General features: G+C 38.2%; 19 protein-coding genes. 15 read left to right on the top strand and 4 right to left on the bottom strand.

Going from position 1 to position 19,058, the window contains the following annotated elements; translation table 11 throughout:
* The first annotated feature begins 482 nt into the window (after positions 1-482).
* Together UMU13_RS11490 and UMU13_RS11485 are read left to right on the top strand one after the other, a co-directional pair.
* Entirely contained in the window at positions 483-1,331 is an 849-nt protein-coding gene (locus tag UMU13_RS11490) for a zinc dependent phospholipase C family protein (RefSeq protein ID WP_328219249.1), read from the top strand.
* 248 nt (positions 1,332-1,579) lie between these two features.
* Positions 1,580-1,783 (top strand): hypothetical protein, encoded by a 204-nt coding sequence (locus UMU13_RS11485; protein WP_273266833.1) that lies wholly within the window; start codon positions 1,580-1,582, stop codon positions 1,781-1,783.
* Position 1,784: 1 nt separating this feature from the next.
* Here UMU13_RS11485 and UMU13_RS11480 read toward each other — a convergent pair whose 3' ends face one another.
* Complete coding sequence (locus UMU13_RS11480) at positions 1,785-4,013, bottom strand: glycosyltransferase family 4 protein (RefSeq protein WP_328219247.1); 2,229 nt, start codon at positions 4,011-4,013, stop codon at positions 1,785-1,787.
* The gene (locus UMU13_RS11475) at positions 4,010-5,074 is read right to left on the bottom strand and encodes a lysylphosphatidylglycerol synthase transmembrane domain-containing protein (RefSeq protein ID WP_328219246.1); all 1,065 of its coding nucleotides are present in this window, start codon (positions 5,072-5,074) and stop codon (positions 4,010-4,012) included. Before UMU13_RS11475 ends, UMU13_RS11480 begins: the two co-directional genes overlap by 4 nt.
* 297 nt (positions 5,075-5,371) lie before the next feature.
* Here UMU13_RS11475 and UMU13_RS11470 point away from each other — a divergent pair, with 297 nt between their 5' ends.
* From UMU13_RS11470 to UMU13_RS11410, 13 genes are all read left to right on the top strand, one after another.
* The gene (locus UMU13_RS11470) at positions 5,372-6,148 is read left to right on the top strand and encodes a thiazole synthase (protein WP_328219244.1); all 777 of its coding nucleotides are present in this window, start codon (positions 5,372-5,374) and stop codon (positions 6,146-6,148) included.
* Between the two features lie 15 nt (positions 6,149-6,163).
* Positions 6,164-7,288 (top strand): 2-iminoacetate synthase ThiH, encoded by a 1,125-nt coding sequence (gene thiH, locus UMU13_RS11465; protein WP_328219243.1) that lies wholly within the window; start codon positions 6,164-6,166, stop codon positions 7,286-7,288.
* Positions 7,285-8,481: a class I SAM-dependent RNA methyltransferase gene (locus UMU13_RS11460; RefSeq protein ID WP_328219241.1), complete on the top strand. Its 1,197-nt coding sequence runs from the start codon at positions 7,285-7,287 to the stop codon at positions 8,479-8,481. Before thiH ends, UMU13_RS11460 begins: the two co-directional genes overlap by 4 nt.
* A 110-nt stretch (positions 8,482-8,591) precedes the next feature.
* Positions 8,592-9,077, top strand: a complete 486-nt coding sequence (locus UMU13_RS11455) for a hypothetical protein (protein WP_328219240.1) — start codon at positions 8,592-8,594, stop codon at positions 9,075-9,077.
* A 1-nt stretch (position 9,078) separates the two neighbouring features.
* Positions 9,079-10,173 (top strand): HAMP domain-containing protein, encoded by a 1,095-nt coding sequence (locus UMU13_RS11450; RefSeq protein WP_328219239.1) that lies wholly within the window; start codon positions 9,079-9,081, stop codon positions 10,171-10,173.
* 185 nt (positions 10,174-10,358) lie between these two features.
* Positions 10,359-11,120, top strand: coding sequence for a ParA family protein (locus tag UMU13_RS11445; RefSeq protein WP_328219238.1), 762 nt, complete (start codon positions 10,359-10,361; stop codon positions 11,118-11,120).
* Positions 11,117-11,965 carry a ParB/RepB/Spo0J family partition protein gene (locus UMU13_RS11440; protein WP_328219237.1) on the top strand — a complete coding sequence of 283 codons (849 nt, stop codon included), beginning with the start codon at positions 11,117-11,119 and terminating at the stop codon, positions 11,963-11,965. Before UMU13_RS11445 ends, UMU13_RS11440 begins: the two co-directional genes overlap by 4 nt.
* On the top strand, positions 11,962-12,345 hold the full coding sequence (locus tag UMU13_RS11435) for a bactofilin family protein (RefSeq protein WP_328219236.1): 384 nt from the start codon (positions 11,962-11,964) through the stop codon (positions 12,343-12,345). Before UMU13_RS11440 ends, UMU13_RS11435 begins: the two co-directional genes overlap by 4 nt.
* Positions 12,342-13,106: a triose-phosphate isomerase gene (tpiA, locus tag UMU13_RS11430; RefSeq protein WP_328219235.1), complete on the top strand. Its 765-nt coding sequence runs from the start codon at positions 12,342-12,344 to the stop codon at positions 13,104-13,106. The genes UMU13_RS11435 and tpiA overlap by 4 nt, the downstream gene beginning before the upstream one ends.
* A gap of 9 nt (positions 13,107-13,115) precedes the next feature.
* Positions 13,116-13,433, top strand: a complete 318-nt coding sequence (gene secG / locus UMU13_RS11425; RefSeq protein ID WP_328219234.1) for a preprotein translocase subunit SecG — start codon at positions 13,116-13,118, stop codon at positions 13,431-13,433.
* Between the two features lie 2 nt (positions 13,434-13,435).
* Positions 13,436-15,094, top strand: a complete 1,659-nt coding sequence (locus UMU13_RS11420) for a peptide-binding protein (protein ID WP_328219232.1) — start codon at positions 13,436-13,438, stop codon at positions 15,092-15,094.
* 150 nt (positions 15,095-15,244) lie between these two features.
* Positions 15,245-16,225 carry an ABC transporter permease gene (locus UMU13_RS11415; RefSeq protein WP_328219229.1) on the top strand — a complete coding sequence of 327 codons (981 nt, stop codon included), beginning with the start codon at positions 15,245-15,247 and terminating at the stop codon, positions 16,223-16,225.
* Positions 16,212-17,051 (top strand): ABC transporter permease, encoded by an 840-nt coding sequence (locus UMU13_RS11410; RefSeq protein ID WP_328219228.1) that lies wholly within the window; start codon positions 16,212-16,214, stop codon positions 17,049-17,051. The genes UMU13_RS11415 and UMU13_RS11410 overlap by 14 nt, the downstream gene beginning before the upstream one ends.
* Positions 17,052-17,058: 7 nt before the next feature.
* On the opposite strand, the gene UMU13_RS11405 is transcribed toward UMU13_RS11410, so the two are convergent.
* On the bottom strand, positions 17,059-17,952 hold the full coding sequence (locus tag UMU13_RS11405) for a complex I NDUFA9 subunit family protein (RefSeq protein WP_328219225.1): 894 nt from the start codon (positions 17,950-17,952) through the stop codon (positions 17,059-17,061).
* Between the two features lie 34 nt (positions 17,953-17,986).
* The gene (locus UMU13_RS11400; RefSeq protein WP_328219223.1) at positions 17,987-18,652 is read right to left on the bottom strand and encodes a JAB domain-containing protein; all 666 of its coding nucleotides are present in this window, start codon (positions 18,650-18,652) and stop codon (positions 17,987-17,989) included.
* Positions 18,653-19,058: the final 406 nt, after the last annotated feature.

Here is a 19,058-nt window from a genome sequence, read left to right as displayed (position 1 = left end):
ACGGTTTCGTTGAACCAATGACAATTATGTCCTTTATCACCTTCAGTGCTCTGGAACCTTATACAACTTTTTAATAGCCTGTTAAACAATTTTTCCTACTTTCTTAATATACGATGACAGTGTTTTATGTCATCCCGAGCGAAGCCGAGGGATCTCCCTCTATATATTAATACTCAAGTTTCGCACTTCTCTGTGTCATTGCGAAACCCTGTGAAAACAGGGTTGTGGCAATCTCAAAATGATATAAAAAGAGAGATTGCTTCGTTGCTCTCACTCCCTGCCCTGTTAAATGCCACAGGCAATCAGCGAAGCTGATATTTAACAGGGTGAACAAAGACGTGCAATAAGTGCAAGTGTGAAACTTGTGTTAATAATTTATGCGAATCTGCTTATGCAAAAAATACCTTTAAAAAAGAATATTATTGATTACATTGTTCTATGATGAACTTAAAAAAAATTAAAATACACAAGAGGTAGTCAACTTGCTGAAAATATTACTTTCCTTAGTGTTCCTTTTTGCTTTTGTGGATTCCGGTTTCTGCTGGGGTTTCAATACCCATATAAAAATAGGCCTGGATATACTGGAAACCACTAATTTTTATATCATAAAAAATTATCCCATACATTTTCTTCTGGGAAACATTTTCCCCGATTTTTTCAACCTTTTCAAGGATATATCACAATTCAAAAAAAATCTTAAGACACACAGCTGGAGTACTGTCTCCAAGCTGTTCAACAATGCTGAAACGGATGATGAGAAAGCTTTCTGTCACGGATATGCAGGGCACTTGTCAGCCGATGTAATTGCCCATAACTACCTTGTCCCGCAAAATTACCTTTTATACAGCAGAAAAAAAGTTTTATCACATTTCCTGGTTGAAAGTGCTGAAGATTCCTACAATGACAAAAAACTAAAGCATACACTTACATACCTTCTGGACAATTCTGTCTTTTACGGTGATCATTTTTTGACAACAATGAGTGTCGATAAAAATTATTTTTCCCGTGAAATGAATATCTTAAAACGCAGCATAAAGTACATGAGCATATTTAAATTATCCGAATTGTCGAAATTCATCAGAGCCAAACAAATTCCTGATTTCAAAGAACGATGTGTGCAGTATCAGGAAAAAGCTAAAGATTATGCCCAAGCTTCAGTTGAAAACGGCTTCACGCAGTTTACGCGTTATGACCCGTCTGGAAGCAGAGCAATGAAACAGGCAAAGGACAACAGGAAAAAACTGGTAAAGGACCTGGGCAGAAAACAGCTCAAGTCTTTTGACAAAAAGACAACGTTTAAGAAGAACTATTTGATAAATGATAATGATTGATATTCAAAAAGCCTTGAGCAATTCATGAAACACGGCAAATTTAGTTCAATGTTCAAAGTTCAAGGTTCAATGTTAGTGAAATTAAAACCTTGCTATCTTGAGACATCTACAACTTATACTACCTGTACAACCCGTAAAACCCTTACGACCTTTACAACCTCCCTACTTCACACTTAACATTTAACACGAATACATTGACAAATTACTTTTCTGTTAACATAGTTATACTAAAAGGAGGTGGCGTCAGAATGAGTGAAAATGTATCCAATGAAGCGCATGACTGGTTTGGATGGATATGCAGTGAATGCGGGCATCAAAATCCTGTAAGCCAGACCATTTGCGAAAAATGCCAGAAAGTTACAAAACCCCAAAGCGGGAAAACGGAGGAGTGGTCTGATAAAAGTGAAGAAGACACCAACAACCCAAATGATGATGTACAGGTAAACAAATAATTTATTTGTTTTTATCGGATTGCCTGCCGGCCAGCAGGCGGGCATAAAATTCGTGCATTTTACCGGCAATTTCATCTGTTGAATAGTGTGAAGCAAAATCTTGAGCATTTGCAGAAAGTTTCATATACAACTTTTTGTCGGTAAGTATCTTTTCAAGCTTTTCCAGCCAAACCTTAGGATCTTCTTTAGTTTTATAACCGGTGAAATCATTCTGGACGACATCATCGATACCGCTCGACCTCACCGAGAGAACCGGTAATCCGGCGGACATGGCTTCCAGAATAACCATCCCCTGGGTTTCGGATTTTGATGTGAAAACAAAAAGATCGGCGGCTGAATAATAATATCCCATATCATCAGGCTCAACTGCTCCGGTCAAAAAAACCGTACTTCCAAGATTGAGAGCATCAATCTTCTTTTCCAGTTCGTCTCTGTACGGGCCTTCGCCAAGCATTATAAGCCTAAAATCAAAATCTGCTTTCTCTTTTACAAAAGCGATAGTGTCAAGGAGAAAATCAAGATTTTTCTCTTTGCCCAGTCTTGAAACCGTAACAAGTAAATACTCATTATCCGAAACATATCGTGATCTTATTTCCTCAGCTTTTGATTTATCTATAGATTCAAATTTTTTAAAATCAATTCCGGTGGGCAAAACAGTAATATGTGTTTTCACTCCGACAGCACGGAGATACTCTTCAGCCGAATAAGTCGGAACAACTACCCCATCACATCTGTTTGCAAATTTTCTTACCATATAATGTGAAATAAGATTCCTAAAAAGCATTCCTGGCAGCGGCACATAATGAGCATACAGCTCCAAACGCGTATGATATGTAAAAACAAGCGGCACATTCAGTTTTTTAGCCATATAATACCCTTTACGTCCCATCCAGAAAGGGTGGTGGACATGGATAATATCGGGATTAAAAATTTTCAGCCTTTTATATATCTTTCCTGAAAAAATATTGGCAACGGGAAAGTCCCTGAACTTACTGTAATGAAAAAGTGATTTAACTCTGTATACATCAGCCTTATCACCCTTTTCCTCCTCTCCATAGTCAGGAGCAAAAATAAGAACCCTGTTTCCCAGTTTTTTAAGTCCGGTTTTCAGCCGATGGATGGAAACAGGAACTCCGCCGATAAAAGGAAGATAATTATTGGTAAACATAGCCACATTTATCTTTTTTCCGGCAAAAAGTTCCGGATCTATGTCGAAGTCCTGATAATAATTTTTTTCCACAAAAACAGCATCGTAAAGCTTAACAGCAATAAGCAAAAACAGACACAGTATAAGCAGAAAATTCAGGAACCCCACATAAAAGAGCGAATGAATGAACAACCACAAATTTTCCAGCCTTTCCACAAAACCGCTTCTGGATGCCCCAATTCTTACCACTTCATAAGAAACCTTGTCTCCTGAGACATTAACCTTCAGAAAATGATAGAAACTTCTCTCATCATCCAGGACAAAACCTCCGCCGCCGCCTGTAACCAGATAAGTGACACCGTTAATTTCTTTCCTGTGATAAATTCCCAGATTATCTGCAAATACAGCATCCACATTAAAGCGTGAAAAGGTATTTTGATAAAATTTGCGCCGGTCTTCTTCAGATATATAATCTGACTCATTGCCGAATATACCGGAGACATCTATCTCCAAAGGAGCTTTGCACATAAAAACAAAAACTTTTTCATCTTTTAGCCCTGCCAGTTTATCCGAAAGCCATTTTTTCTGCCAAATAAAGGATGTTTTTTTCGTAGTATCCAGAAAAATAAAATGCGTACTGCCGGCTTTAAAACTGAAGTAATAAGGACCGAAGTATTCATAAAACTTAAAACTTCCAAAATTGCTGTACTCATTGACACCGAATGTAAGAACATACGGAATATTAAGCATCTCCAGCCCGGAATAAATGGATATGTATTTATCTTCTCCGCCGTCACTTACAGCATTGCCGACAGAAATCATAAAAGATGCTTCCGAAGAATTTATCCTCGGAACAATCTTCTTTTCAAAAACACCTATGGAATTATGTATATTTCCGATCACAGCAAAACTGAATGACTCTCTGCTGCCCAGCATTTCTGTAATTTCTGAAATATTTTTTACATTGAGTGCTTCAAAATTGGTTTTAAAAAGATATAGATACCCTTTATAACCGACAAGCATGGCAATAATGAGAAGATCTATATAAAAGAAAATTTTAAGTTTGCGTTTCTTTCCTTTCATCTCTTTTTACCTTTACGAAAAAGATCCCAATATAAAACAACCATTCCGATAAAAACGCCGAGATAGATTGTAAAGAACCTCCAGGCTACAGTAACAAGTGTTATATCGCTTTGGGACACAAAACTTGAAAAAAGAATACTGTAAGCGCCTTCTGCAACACCTGAAGCTCCGGGGGTGGGAGCAAAATACATTAAGAATGTAATAACAACCTGCAGTCCCACAATATCGAAATAGCCGACAGTATAGCCCAACTGCCATAAAATTATAGCAGAAAAAGTAAATAGAGACATCAAAAACATAAAAGTAAAAAATATTGAGGATACTACAAATCTAATGTCACCCTGCAAAAACCATGCAAGACTTTTGGAAAATAAAATAATCTGCTTTATCGATTTGAATTTATACCTGCAAAATCGGGAATGAGAGATAAAATGCATTTTACGCAAAAGTCTGAGAAAGAGATATACAATGCAGCAAATGTATCTTTTTTTAAAAACCACAACATAAAATGCCAGAAAATATAAAGCCAGAATTATAAAAATATATGTATAAATGCTATCGGTCAAAAAGTAGGAAAACTGATCTATTTTAGCAAAAAAGACTATAAGGGGTGCTGCGATAAATAAAAATATAACAGCCAGAAATGTACGTATAAGCGTAGCCGCCGAAGCTTTACCCATGGGGACACCATTTTTGGTAAGATAAAATATCTGAACAAATCCTCCGCCGGTTGCCAGAGGTGTTACATTGGAAATAAAAATATTTATAAATACTAATTTAAAAATGTTTCTGAACGGTACCTTTTCATTTATACTTCTCAGCACAAAATACAGTCTCAAGCCATCAAAAAGGAAATATAATATTAATAAAATCAAAATATATGTCAGAAAATCAAATGAAAGCAGCTGTTTATCAAATACAAAACTATTGCCGCCGATTTTCTTATATACAAAGTAGATGCTTAAAAAAGAAAGTCCCAGAAATAAAAGCAGAAACAGATAAAACTTAGCAAACCTTGTGGGTACAGCCAATAAACTTAAAATTCTCTCTCTGTATTTCACCGGTCCCCCTTAAAGTTGCAGTATTATACTTAAGAAAAAAGTTTTTTAAATATTTTTTTATTATTTGACATTTAAACTGCAGAGCCTAATATTTAGGCTAAAGTTTGCTGAATTTTTTAAAAACACAGGTTGGCGTAAAGTGAATCAAAAGAAATAAATATGGCTCAAGTTTCGCACTTTGCTATGTGATTGCAAAACTTGAAATATAAGTGAAATAAATAGAATTTATATAATTCTTATGTTTACAGACTACTGGTAAAATTATATTTTAGTCATTAACATAAAAATGGAGGAACAATGTTTCAGAACAAACTGGAAATAGCAGGCAGAACATTCCGGAGCAGGTTGATGATAGGCACAGGGAAATTTCCGTCCAATACCGTCATGAAAAATGCACTGGAGGCGAGCGGTGCTGAAATTATTACAGTGGCGTTAAGACGCGTTGATATTAATAATCCGGAAGACAATATATTATCACATATAGACACCGATAAATATCTTCTGCTGCCCAACACCTCCGGAGCCAGAGATGCAGAAGAAGCTGTAAGATTGAGCAGACTGGCCAGAGCAGCCGGCTGTGAGCCATGGGTCAAACTGGAGGTAACACCTGACCCTAATTATCTTCTTCCCGACCCTGTGGAAACTTACAAAGCTGCCGAGATTCTGGTAAAAGACGGATTTAACGTTCTGCCGTATATTAATGCCGATCCGGTGCTGGCAAAGCGGCTCGAAGATATAGGAACAGTAACCGTAATGCCTCTGGGAGCACCAATAGGCAGTAATAAGGGTTTAAAAACAGTGGAAAATATTAAAATTATTATAGAGCAGTCACAAATACCGGTTGTTGTTGATGCAGGTATAGGAAAAATAAGTCATGCCTGTGAAGCTTTTGAACTTGGAGCTGATGCTGTGCTGGTGAACACTGCCATTGCCACAGCGGAGGATCCGGTTAAAATGGCAAAAGCTTTTGGTTTAGCTGTTGAAGCGGTGTGTACGGCAATAAGTGCGGGTCAGCCCGCCGAACAGGACAAAGCATCAGCATCAAGTCCGCTTACAGGTTTTTTAAGAGATTAAAAAGGAGAGTAAATATTGAGTTTTTACAAAATGTTGCAGGAAAAATTTACGTGGGATAGAATCAAAGACTTTATTTATTCAAGAGAAAGCATACATGTGAAAAATGCTTTGTCAAAACCGGAAAAGTCCGCTGAAGATTTTGCCACTCTGCTGAGCCCCGCAGCTGAGAATTTGCTTGAAGAAATGGCGTCAACCGCAAGTAAAATAACAAGACAGCGTTTTGGTAAAACAATAAAACTATATGCACCTATTTATCTTTCAAACGAATGTACCAATTCATGTGTCTACTGCGGTTTTAACAGAAAAAATGATATCGAGCGAAAAACTCTGAGTTTTAGTGAAATCGAAAAGGAAGCCACAATTATATCTTCTCAGGGGATACGCCATATACTTCTGGTTTCCGGGGAATCCCCGAATGTTGTGAATATGGAGTATTTGAAAGAAGCTGTAAATATATGCAGGAAATACTTTTCATCCATATCCATTGAAATATACCCTTTGTCTGAAAAAAATTATTACGAGCTTTATAAAGAAGGCGTTGACGGACTTACAATTTATCAGGAAACGTATAATGAAAAGACCTATTCACAGGTGCATCCTGCAGGAAAGAAACGCAATTATTTATGGAGGCTGGAATCACCGGAAAGAGGAGCCAGTGCAGGGATAAGAACAGTCGGTATAGGTGCTCTGATGGGTCTTGAAGATTTCAGAACGGAAGAGTTCTTCGTGGGAATGCATGCAGATTATCTGATGAAAAATTACTGGAAAACACATTTTACAATTTCATTCCCCAGAATCAGGAAAGCCGCCGGCAATTTTACTCCCCACCAGTTTATCAGTGACAAGAACCTGGTCCAGTGTATGCTTGCCTTAAGAATTTTTAAAAATGACGCTGGGCTGGTTATTTCCACAAGGGAGCCTGCTGACTTCAGGGATAATATTCTGCCGCTCGGCGTAACACAGATGAGCGCCGGTTCCAAAACGGAGCCCGGAGGCTACCATAATGAAAAGCATACGGGTGAGCAGTTTGAAGTGGAAGATGACAGGTCTGTAGCCGAATTTGTCCAATCGTTGAAAGATAAAGGTTTTGACCCTGTAAACAAAGACTGGGACAGAGCTTTTCTGAACACGGCGTCATGAATACTCATACATTGGATATAACCGATACAGCTTATGAAGGCTACGGTGTGGGCAGAATATCAGGAAAAACAGTCTTTGTTCCTTTTACCGTTCAAGGGGATAATGTCACCATAGACATTGTTGAGGAAAAAAAGAAATATTCCTTCGGCAGGCTGCTGAAAATCAACAGCTATTCAGATCACCGCGGTGAAAAATACTGCCGGCATATCGGGGAATGCGGCAGCTGTCTTTTTGGACATATAAATCATGACTCCCAGATAATAATAAAAAAACAGATTGTCAAAAACGCTTTCAGAAAACGTGAAGATTTCAAGATAGACAGTTTTCTTTCAAATGAACCTTTGAATTATAGGTTCAGAGTAAATATAAAAGTGAAAAACGGAAAAATCGGTTTTCTCAAGCCCAAAAGTCATGACATAGTCCAGGTAGAAGAATGCCCTGTAATGAAACCTTCTTTAATGAGTAAAATTAACGCACTAAAAGATTACACAGACAAAATCAAAGACGGGAAAATATATGTAATTGAAAATGAAGAAAACAAAGCACTGCTGAAAACAGACTGTAATTTCAGCAACAGCACCAGAGAACAATTACTGAAAATATTTGACGGGATTTCAACACCGGCCGGCATAGAGGGTGCAAAATGCATCCCTGTAAAAACTGCATTCGGAACATTTTATACCGGTTTCAACGGTTTTTCACAATCCAACAGATTTCTCACGGATGATTTTCAAAAAACTGTCGCAGATATGATCCCGGAGGGCAGCCGTTTGCTGGAACTGTACGCCGGATCAGGATTTTTAACCCTGGCTGCGGCCGTGAAAGCAAAACACATAAACGCTTATGAAATATCCGGAGAATCAGTATCACTGGCAAAAAAAGCTAAAATTCCCAACGCATGCTTTCAAAAGGAAGATGTAGACAGAAATATTCTCAGAATTTCAGTTTCATTTGATACAATCCTCGCCAATCCGGGCAGAAAAGGAATGGGAAAAAACGTAACAGAATTTATAAAACGAAAAAAACCGGAAAGTTTCATCTATGTTTCCTGTAATCCTATGACAATGTCCCGGGACATCCACAGAATTGGCGAGCACTACTATATGGATAAATTCTACCTTCTTGATCTGTTCCCTGGAACATATCATATAGAATGCATAGCAAAATTGATTAAAAAGCAAAAAGTTAACTGAATATTAAACCAGAAACCTTCTTTGCAATAAAATCACCCTACTTAGAAATATAACGATATTTTGCTGATTTAAAGCTTGATATTTTTATAACTGTGTGCTAACTAATACTTATGATTGAAGATACAGGGGAGATAGTTCTCTCAAAAAACGTCAAGCTTTCAAAAATAAAATACAATGATATTTTAACACGAAGATTTTTTCTTCACCTTGACGGAAAAAGAAAAGTGTCCGATATAATAAGTAAACTTGGCATCAGTGACAGCGATGCTGTGGAAATAATAAAGGACTTTTTAAAAAACAATTATGTCAGTATAGTGCATCCGCCCGATTTTGATCTTTCTGTATTGGGCATTTCTTCAAAAGAGGCCAATAATTCCAAACATCACAACAATCTGGAACTGGATGAAAATCTGAATGCCATTCTGAAGAAATATCTGGGTCCTCTGTCTGTTCCTGCCGTAAAAAAAGATCTTCTTTCCACAACAGACAAAAGAATTTTTGGGGACAAACTTATATCATACACAAAATATATTGCGGATGAAGAAGATAAAGCAAGTTATTTAAATGAAATAAACAAATATTTAGAAGGGGAGTAAAATGGCTGAAAGTCAAGTGTCTAAAATGAATGAAATTGAAAAATCAAAATTTTTTAGCGTAAAAGCTAAAATACTTCTTATTTTCCTCATATCTTTCGGTATTATTATAGCTATCTGGGTTAGAACCTACAGTTATTTTTCAAAAAACATGATACAGAATACAGAAAAAATACTAACAGATACATCGAAGGATTTATCCAATTATCTTCAAACATGGATAAACTTTAATTTCAGACAGTTAAATCTTCTGGCATCTATGGAAGAGTTTAAAAATATGAACCCTGCCCAGCAGAAAAAAATACTGGAAAAAATCCCTGAAAAATACCCCTGGGTATATTTGGCTTTTTCCACTGATATCCGGGGCAACAATATAGCACGAAGTGATAATAACCCCTTAAAAGATTACAGTGACCGAAAATATGTTAAAGGAATAAGAGAGGGCGAACCCAGATCCTGGCAAAGACTAATAGGAAAAACCAGCGGTAAACCTGCTCTTGTTCTCTCTGTACCTATAAAAAGAGATAGCAGGAGGGTCGGTGTTTTAGCCGTAGCCATGACGTTGAAAGAAATCTCCCAATATGTGACAAACTGGTCACGTGGCAAAACCGGCTATGCCTTCTTGCTTGATAATAAGAACTACATTCTTGCCCATAAAAATCCTGCATTTACCAGAAAAATGCAACAGTTACCCTATAAATTAAAAAGCAAGGATGAAGGAAATCTCTCCGGTTTTTACCATTTTACCGACAAAACCGGCACTCAGTATGTGGCAAAAGTTGAAAAAACCGTATTTGACTGGAAACTTGTTGTGGCGCAGTCCAGCAAGGAGGCATATGCACAGATTATAAAAGTAAGAAACCTTATGCTGATTGCAGTAATAGTTATAATTCTTGTTGTTCTTCCCACAATATACCTATTCACCAGAGCACTTGGAAATCAGATTATCAAACTATCGGAGATTGCTGACAGCTTGAGCGGCGGGGATCTCGATGTTGAAAATAATATTAAAACCAATGATGAAATCGGGTTATTGGCAAACAGCATGAGAAGACTGCAGCGCAGTCTGAAACTTGCAAAAGATATGCTGGAAAAATAAAAATATTTCCGCGCACTAAAACTGCATAATATTGCTCAGTGCGCGGTTGCACTTCAGTGACCTTTTTTTATTGTACGTTAAGGTTTAAACTTCACATTGCCAAAATTTGCTGCGAAAAATTGGGTGACGTCAGAGATTTTAAAAGACTTGATTTTTGGCAGGCATTTCATTAGAATTCTACGGTTATGGGAAAAATAGTAGCTATAGCTAATCAGAAAGGCGGCGTGGGCAAAACAACAACTGCTGTAAATCTTGCAGCCGCTCTTGCTTTTGCTGAGCTTAAAGTACTTTTAATCGATATGGATCCCCAGGCCAATGCCACAAGCGGCTTGGGGTTCAGACCTTCCAAGCTGAAGGCAAGTATCTACGATGTCATTATCAGTGACACCCCGATTGAAAGTATTATTTCAGATACAGAAATTGATCAGCTCTTTATAGCACCCAGCAGAATTGAACTAACCGGAGCTGAAGTTGAACTGGTGACAGTAATTTCAAGGGAATCCAGACTGAAAAAATCTTTAAAAAATATTACCGATAAATATGACATCATTATTATAGACTGCCCTCCTTCTCTGGGGCTGCTGACAATAAACTCGCTTACAGCATCCAATTCAGTAATGATACCGCTGCAATGCGAATATTATGCACTGGAAGGCTTGAGTCAGCTCATAAATACTATAAATCTTATTAAAGACAACCTGAATCCGGATTTAGAAATGGAGGGTATACTATTGACAATGTATGACCACAGAAATAACCTGTCCAGAGAAGTGCATACTCAGGTGAAAGATTATTTTAAAGAGAAACTATTTAATACTATTATTCCGAGAAATGTAAAACTTAGTGAAGCACCAAGCTATGGAAAACCTATTTTTTCCTATGATATAAGGTCAAAAGGTTCGGAAAGTTATATAGAACTGGCAAGGGAGATACTGAAAAGATTATGAAAAACAAAAGTCCTCTGGGAAGAGGTTTGGAATCTTTAATACCAAAAAGTGAAGCGGAAACAAAGAATGTAGTGGAACTTGATATCTCGGATATTAAACCCAACCCCGAACAGCCCCGCAAAAATTTCGACCGGGAGTCACTAAATGACCTGGTGGAATCAATAAAAAGCAAAGGGGTAATCCAGCCTCTGATAGTAGGTAAATTCGAAAACACATTTATACTGATTGCAGGTGAGCGACGGTGGCGTGCCGCAGGACTTGCAGGCTTAAAAAAAGTGCCGGTTGTCGTCCGGGACATAAAGGATGAGCAGGAAAAACTGGAACTCGCAATAATAGAAAACATTCAAAGGGAAAATCTCAATCCACACGAACTGGCGGCAGCATACAAGAATCTGATGGAAAAATACGGTTACAGTCAGGAACAGGTTGCAGCAGTTGTGGGAAAAAGCAGAAGTGCCGTGGCAAACAGCCTGAGACTCCTTTTTCTTCCGGATGAGATTCTTAAATCGCTTGAAAAAGGCTCGATATCTGAAGGACATGCCAGAGCCCTTCTCGGCCTGAACGATAAAGAAACGATACTGGAAGTTTTCAGAAAAATTTTACAAAAAAAATTAACAGTAAGACAAACTGAAGACTTGATAAAAAAATTAAATAAAGGTAGTAATATTCAGCCGAAAAAAGAAGATAAATCCGTATTTATTAAAGACATTGAAGAAGAACTTGAAAACTATTTTCATACGAAAGTGGAAGTAAAACACAAGAAAAACGGTGGAACAATTGAGATTAAATATTCCACCCAAGATGAACTAAACAGAATCATAAATGATTTAAGGGGCGAAAAATGATGAAAACCAAAAATGAAGACGGCACAATAAATGCTTTTCTTGGGAAAAATACCAGTTTCAACGGTACACTGGCTTTTGATGGACTTGTCCGAATAGATGGAACTTTTGAAGGCAATGTAAAAACGAATGACACCTTTGTTATCGCTAATTCCGGCAGGGTAAAAGCAGACATAGATGCCGGAACAGTTAAAATATCCGGCAACTTTGAAGGAACAGTTGTCGCTAAAACAAAAGTTGAACTTTATAAACCGGCACAGGTCACAGGTACCATAAAAACCCCTTCACTGGTGATTGAGGACGGGGTAGTATTCAACGGAACAACTGAAATGGGAAAAAATTCCGGAAAAAACACACAACCAAACGAAGGTGAAAAGAAATGAGAAAACCTTTTATTGCCGGCAACTGGAAAATGAATCTTACCCTTGATATGGCACAAGAGCTGACCGATAAAATAGCGGCAGAAAATATCGACTATAACAGAGTTGGTGTTGCCTTAATCCCTTCTTATACGAATCTTTATCCTGTTTATAAAATACTGAAATCTTCAGGAACAGAAATCAGGTTGGGATCTCAAAATGTTCATTTCGAGAAAAATGGAGCATACACCGGTGAAGTTTCTGTTGAAATGCTAAAATCTGTAGGGTGTACGTTTGCACTTCTCGGTCATTCTGAAAGAAGACACATACTTGGAGAAACTGACGAATTGATAAACAAAAAGCTTCATTCCTGCATTGACCAAGGTTTAGATGCCATAGTGTGCGTTGGTGAAATGCTTGATGAAAGAGAAGCTCATATTCATAAAGAGCAGACTGTTTCACAGGTTGGGAAAGCCCTGAAAGGGATAGAGAAAAAATTTCTAAACAATATTATCATAGCTTATGAGCCGGTCTGGGCTATAGGAACAGGAAAAACAGCCGGAAAAGAGGATGCCGAAGAAATTCACTCTGCTGTCAGAGATTTTATTAAATCCAAATACGGCGAAGAAGCTGCATCTGAAATAAAAATTATTTATGGCGGCAGTGTCAAACCGGAAAATATAAAAGAGCTTATAAATATGGAAAATATAGACGGAGCTCTTGTGGGCGGAGCAAGCCTGAAGTTTGAATCTTTTAGTAAAATAATACAAAATTGTACGTTATAGAGGTGTAAAATGTATGCAATATTATTGGGAATTCATATTTTTATTTGTTTTTTGCTGATCATAGCAGTCCTTTTGCAGTCAGCAAAAGGAACAAGCCTTAGTGAAGCATTCGGCGGCGGCTCCAGCAATGTGTTCGGGCCGGGCAGTCCTGCGAGTATTATCAACAAAGTAACAACGGTCTTGGTTGTAATATTCTTTTTTACATCCATAGCGCTGTCGGTATTGTCAAGCAACAAAAGCGGCAGTTCTGTAATTAATCAAATGCAACAACCGCCAGCTACACAGCAGCAACAAAGTCAGCCAAAAGTTCCTTTGGAAAGCAAATAGTTATGCATTGTTCAAAATATCTTAAACTTGCAGTTCTATTATTTAGTTTTCTGTTATTTGCATGCTCTCAGCAGAATGAAACTACTGTTGAGAACAAAAAAGAGACCCCTCCAGCTGAAGAAGCTAAATCAGAAAAATCCTTCGGCGGTATGCTTTTTGAAGGGAGTATTGGTGATGCAAGCAACTTAATTCCCATTCTCGCTTCTGATTCTGTTTCCCACAGTGTAGCTTCTTTTATTTATAACGGACTTTTAAAATACAACAAAAATCTCAAGCTTGTGGGTGATTTGGCAAAAGACTGGAAAATATCAGACAACAAAAAAACAATCACATTTTATTTGAAGAAAAATGTTAAATGGCATGACGGTGAACCTTTTACTGCAGAAGATGTAAAATTCACATATCAAACAATTATCGATGAAGACACGCCAACTGCTTACGATGCAGACTTTCAAATTATAGATAATGTAACAATACCCGATAATTATACCGTGCGCGTAAATTATAAAACCCCATTCGCACCGGCACTAAACAGCTGGACAATGACAATCCTTCCCAAACATCTGCTTGAGGGTAAAAAAATCACTCAGTCTCCGCTGCAGAGAAATCCCGTGGGAACAGGTCCGTTTAAATTTGTAAAATGGGAACCAGGAAAAAGTATTACACTGAAAGCCAACAAAGATTATTTCAAGGAAAGGCCTTATCTGGCTAAATATGTACTGAAAATCATTCCTGACACTGCCGCGATGTATTTGGCTTTGCTAAACCAGGATATAGATCTTATGTCGATGTCTCCTCTTCAATATACCAAACAAACGGATACCTCTCAGTTTGAAGATCATTTCAACAAATATTCTTACCTGTCCAACTCATACACCTACATAGGTTACAACCTTCAAAAGGAAATGTTTGAAGATAAAAAAGTAAGACAGGCACTCTCTTATGCCACCCCTAAAAAGGGCATTATAGATAGTGTACTTTTTGGACAGGGAAAGATTGCAACTGGTCCATACAAACCCGGCACCTATTGGTATAACCCTGATGTCCCCAGATACAATTACAATTTAGAAAAGGCAAAGCAGCTTTTGGCAGAAGCAGGCTGGAAAGATACAGATGGTGATAAAATTCTCGAGAAAAATGGTAAAGAATTCTCTTTCACACTAATGACTAATCAGGGAAATTCCAACAGGTCAAAAATAGCTGAAATTGTGCAGCAAAGTTGGGAGAAACTGGGCATAAGGGTGGAAATCAGAGTGATAGAATGGGCTACCCTGATTAATGAATATATTGACAAGAGAAACTTTGACGCACTTGTGATGGGTTGGTCTATCCCCTTGGAACCTGACCTTTACAACGTCTGGCACTCCTCAAAATGCAAAAATGAAAACTTAAATTTTATCTGTTATCAAAATGAACAACTGGACAAACTGATCGAAAAAGCCAGACTGACATTCGATATGGAAAAACGAAAACAACTATATTTTAAAGCGCAGGAAATCCTGGCAGAAGATCAGCCTTACACTTTTCTGTATGTTTCCAAAGCACTTGTAGGATTGCATAAAAGATTCCGCGGTGTTGAGCCCGCCCCGGCCGGCATTACATATAATCTTGAAGAATGGTATGTTCCTGAAGGTTTAAGAAAATACGAGCTTAAACAATGATCATAGGTAGTTAAGGTTGTTGGAGGTCGTTGAGGTGCAAACCGATCACATAAGATTTTATGTGCTCGGTTTGATTGTAGAAGAGCTCAGAGTTGGGTAAAAATTATTGGGTTGTATAACACTTTAATTCTTACTCACAGGTGAAATAAATTGCTTGTATATATACTTAAACGTCTTTTTGGAATGATCCCTCTTATCATAGGCATTACTCTTATAAGTTTCTCCGTAATCCATATGACTCCCGGAGACCCCACCCAGCTACTGACATCGATGAATCCGAACGCCTCCCCCGATGCAGCTCAGAAATTAGTAAAAATGTATAACCTTGATGAACCCATTCATGTTCAATACTGGCTGTGGCTAAAAAAGATAAGTGTGCTGGACTTCGGACAGTCGTTTGCTCTGGATGGAATGAGTGTAACCGAAAAAATCGCTAACCGGCTGCCTTATACGATATATTTAAACGTTATGTCGATAATACTCATTTTCATTATAGCGCTCCCCTTGGGAATTATGAACGCTTATTATAAAGACACGTTCTTTGATAAAATAAGTACCGTAATGGTATTTATGGGTTTTGCTGTCCCGACATTCTGGCTTGCATTGTTGTGTATGTATTTTTTCGGAATTCAACTTGGATGGCTTCCGATTTCCGGGCTGATGTCATATAATTTCAGTGAGTTGAGCCTTTGGGGTAAATTTGTTGACTTGGCAAAGCACAGTGTACTTCCTGTTGGGGTATCAGTCTTTGGCAGTTTGGCTGGATTAAGCAGGTATGCCAGAAACAGCATGCTGGATGTGCTTAACAATGACTATGTGACTGCGGCAAGAGCTCGCGGACTCAGTGAGGGTAAAGTCCTGTTCAGACATGCACTTAAGAACGCTCTCCTTCCCATTATAACAATTATTGGACTTTCAATACCCGGTCTTATAGGCGGCAGTGTTATTTTTGAATCCATTTTCAGTATTCCCGGAATGGGTCAGCTGTTTTATCAGTCGGTAATGATGCGGGATTATCCGGTTGTGATGGGCATACTTGTAATCGGGGCGCTGCTAACCCTTGCCGGAAATTTAATAGCCGATATACTTTACGCAGTTGTTGATCCGAGGATCCGATATGGTAAGAAATAGAATATTCAGAGGTATAAACAAATACCTGCTTTTTTATACAGGGCTGTTTATAGTTTTATTCTTCATAATCGTGGCAGTATTTGCACCATACATAAGCCCGTACGACCCCACTGCTGTTCACCTGAGCAATGTGCTCGCTCCCCCTTCTTCACAGCATTTTTTCGGAACGGATGAGCTCGGAAGAGATGTTTTCAGCAGAGTGGTTTACGGTGCAAGAATATCCATTTCAGTGGGTTTTGTGGCAGTGGGGATATCTGTTGTCATCGGCCTTATTTTCGGGCTGTTAGCCGGCTATTTCGGGAAGTTTGTTGATACAATAATTATGAGATTTGTGGATATTATGCTCTGTTTTCCGGCTTTCTTTCTTATTTTGGCTGTAATAACGTTCCTTGAACCGTCTGTTTACAATGTAATGATTGTGATAGGGCTCACAAGCTGGATGGGGGTTACCAGGCTTGTCAGAGCCGAAACAATGAGTATAAAAACAAGAGATTATGTCACAGCTGCGAGACTCCAGGACCTTACGTACACCAAAATTCTTATAAAATACATACTCCCCAATGTCGTAACACCCGTATTTGTGGCTGCAACACTGGGGGTTGCAGGAGCAATACTAACGGAATCAGCTTTAAGTTTTCTGGGGTTAGGTGTACAACCCCCCACTCCCTCATGGGGTAACATTCTGACTGCAGGAAAAGACAATATTACTTTTGCCTGGTGGCTGTCTGTTTTCCCCGGACTGGCAATTTTTGTAACAGTATTGGGGTATAACCTCCTTGGAGAAGGGTTGAGGGATATCCTGGATCCAAAAATAGCCAAGAAATAACGGACTATTAGGTAAGATAAGTTTTCAGCAATTCTTTCATATTCCTTTTCTTAACATTTGTTTCTTCAAAAGCTTCGTCATCAGTGCAAACGTTACCCTCTTTTAGCATAATAAACTGATCCTTTGTAATGGGAAACCAGCTGAATCCGCCAAAAACGGCTATACCTGTACTCACAAAAGCCTCAGGCACAGAAATCAGCAGACGTTTCTTACCTATAACATCCATTATAACATTTAACAGTTCCCGATAAGTGTAAACCTTGTCACCGCAAACAGAATATGTTTTGCCATACATTGTTGAAATCGGAATACTTTCCGCAAAAATTTCCGCTACTTCATAGACACTGACGGGCTGCATTTTGTAATCACCTTTGCCGAAATAAGAAAAAACAGGCAGTTTCTTTATCATATCTGCCAGCATATTGACAAAGGAGTCCCCCGGGCCGTATATCAGTGAAGGTCTGAAAATCGTATACGTCAGCCCGGAATTTCTAACATATTCCTCTGCCTTGTATTTTGTTTTGTGATAATCCGTTACGGCATTTTCCCTGGCACCGTTGGCAGACATATGTATAAAACGTTTTATTCCGTTGCTAACAGCTGTATCCACAACATTCTTTGTCGCTTCAAAATGAAGTTTTTCAAATGTGATACCTTGCGACGGAAACTCTCTGATTATTCCCACAAGATGAATAACAGTATCCACATCTTCCATTTCTTTCCTGAAACTCTCCGGATTTAGAACATCACCTTCCACCGGAACAATATCGGCTGAGTTTTCTTTTAACCTGTCTTTATCTCTTACCAAAACTTTTATGCGGTAATTTTTTTCAAGAAGCCGCTTCTGTACTTCACTTCCTACAAAACCTGTTGCACCGGTCAAAAATACAGTATCCTTCATCAAATACTCCTTTTAAAGTATGTTTTTGGCAAAATCATAGATACCCTTCCCTTTTAAAAGATAAAAATCCTTGAGCTGTGATAATGAGATGATCAAGCAAAGCTATGTCAAACAGAGACAGACCTTCTTTAATTTTACGGGTAATCCGCAAATCATCATTGGACGGCTTTAAATTATCGCTGGGATGGTTATGGCATATAATCGCTGCAGTAGCACCCTTTAGTAAAGCTTTATTAGCTATTTCTCTTGGATAGACATTTGCCTGATTGACCGTCCCTTCTGACATAACCTCGTACCCTTTTACAGCATTGGAACTATCCAGCAGCAAAACTACAAAAACTTCCTTATCTGAATAGCCTATATGGTATTTCAGAAATTCGTATACCTTGTCCGGACTGTCAACCAAAGATTTTTCCTTCTCAACCTTATCCAGATTTACTCTGCGATAAAACTCACGAATCAGGAGGAAAAATAAATCGGATTCCTCTCCAAGCCCTTTAATATCCGAGGACTTACAACCAAAAATGCCGGAAATTCCCTCACAATGCTTTAAAAGATCTTTGGCCATAGGTTTCACATCTTTACCTTTCACAACATATCCAAGAAGCAGCTCTATTATTTCATAATCAAACATTGATTCCGGATTTTGGGAAAACCGTTCTTTCAACCTGCTCCTATGGCCATGGTAATGCTTTTTCATATCTTAAGTTTAACAAAAAAAACGGGCTGCGTCATCTTTTTTTAAAAGTATTTATTATTCAGGTAGCTGGAGGTTGTTAGACGTAGTATGGGTAGTAAAGGTATTAAATAAGTTAAATGCATGCGAGCACAATACGTTATAAACTCCATTAATTTTGATCTCAATTGTCTCTGGCTCACCTCAAAAATTATATAAAAGTATTGTTTTACATATACTTAGCTAACATGACACTGATTTCAATGTAATTTGCACAAATGAAGCAGCCGATGTCTGAGAAACGTACAGCCGGTTAGCGGTCACACCCTGTGTTGGAAGGTAAAGTGGATAAATATTTGCAAATAAAAACAATTATGAGAGGAGGGTGTAGACGGTTAGCGGCAGTAGTTTCGAGTTTCGGCTGTGAAAT

It is taken from the genome of Flexistipes sp., from assembly GCF_036172515.1.
Lineage (GTDB): Bacteria > Chrysiogenota > Deferribacteres > Deferribacterales > Flexistipitaceae > Flexistipes.
Note: the sequence above shows the minus strand (reverse complement) of the source record. Positions and strands in the feature narration are given on the sequence as shown.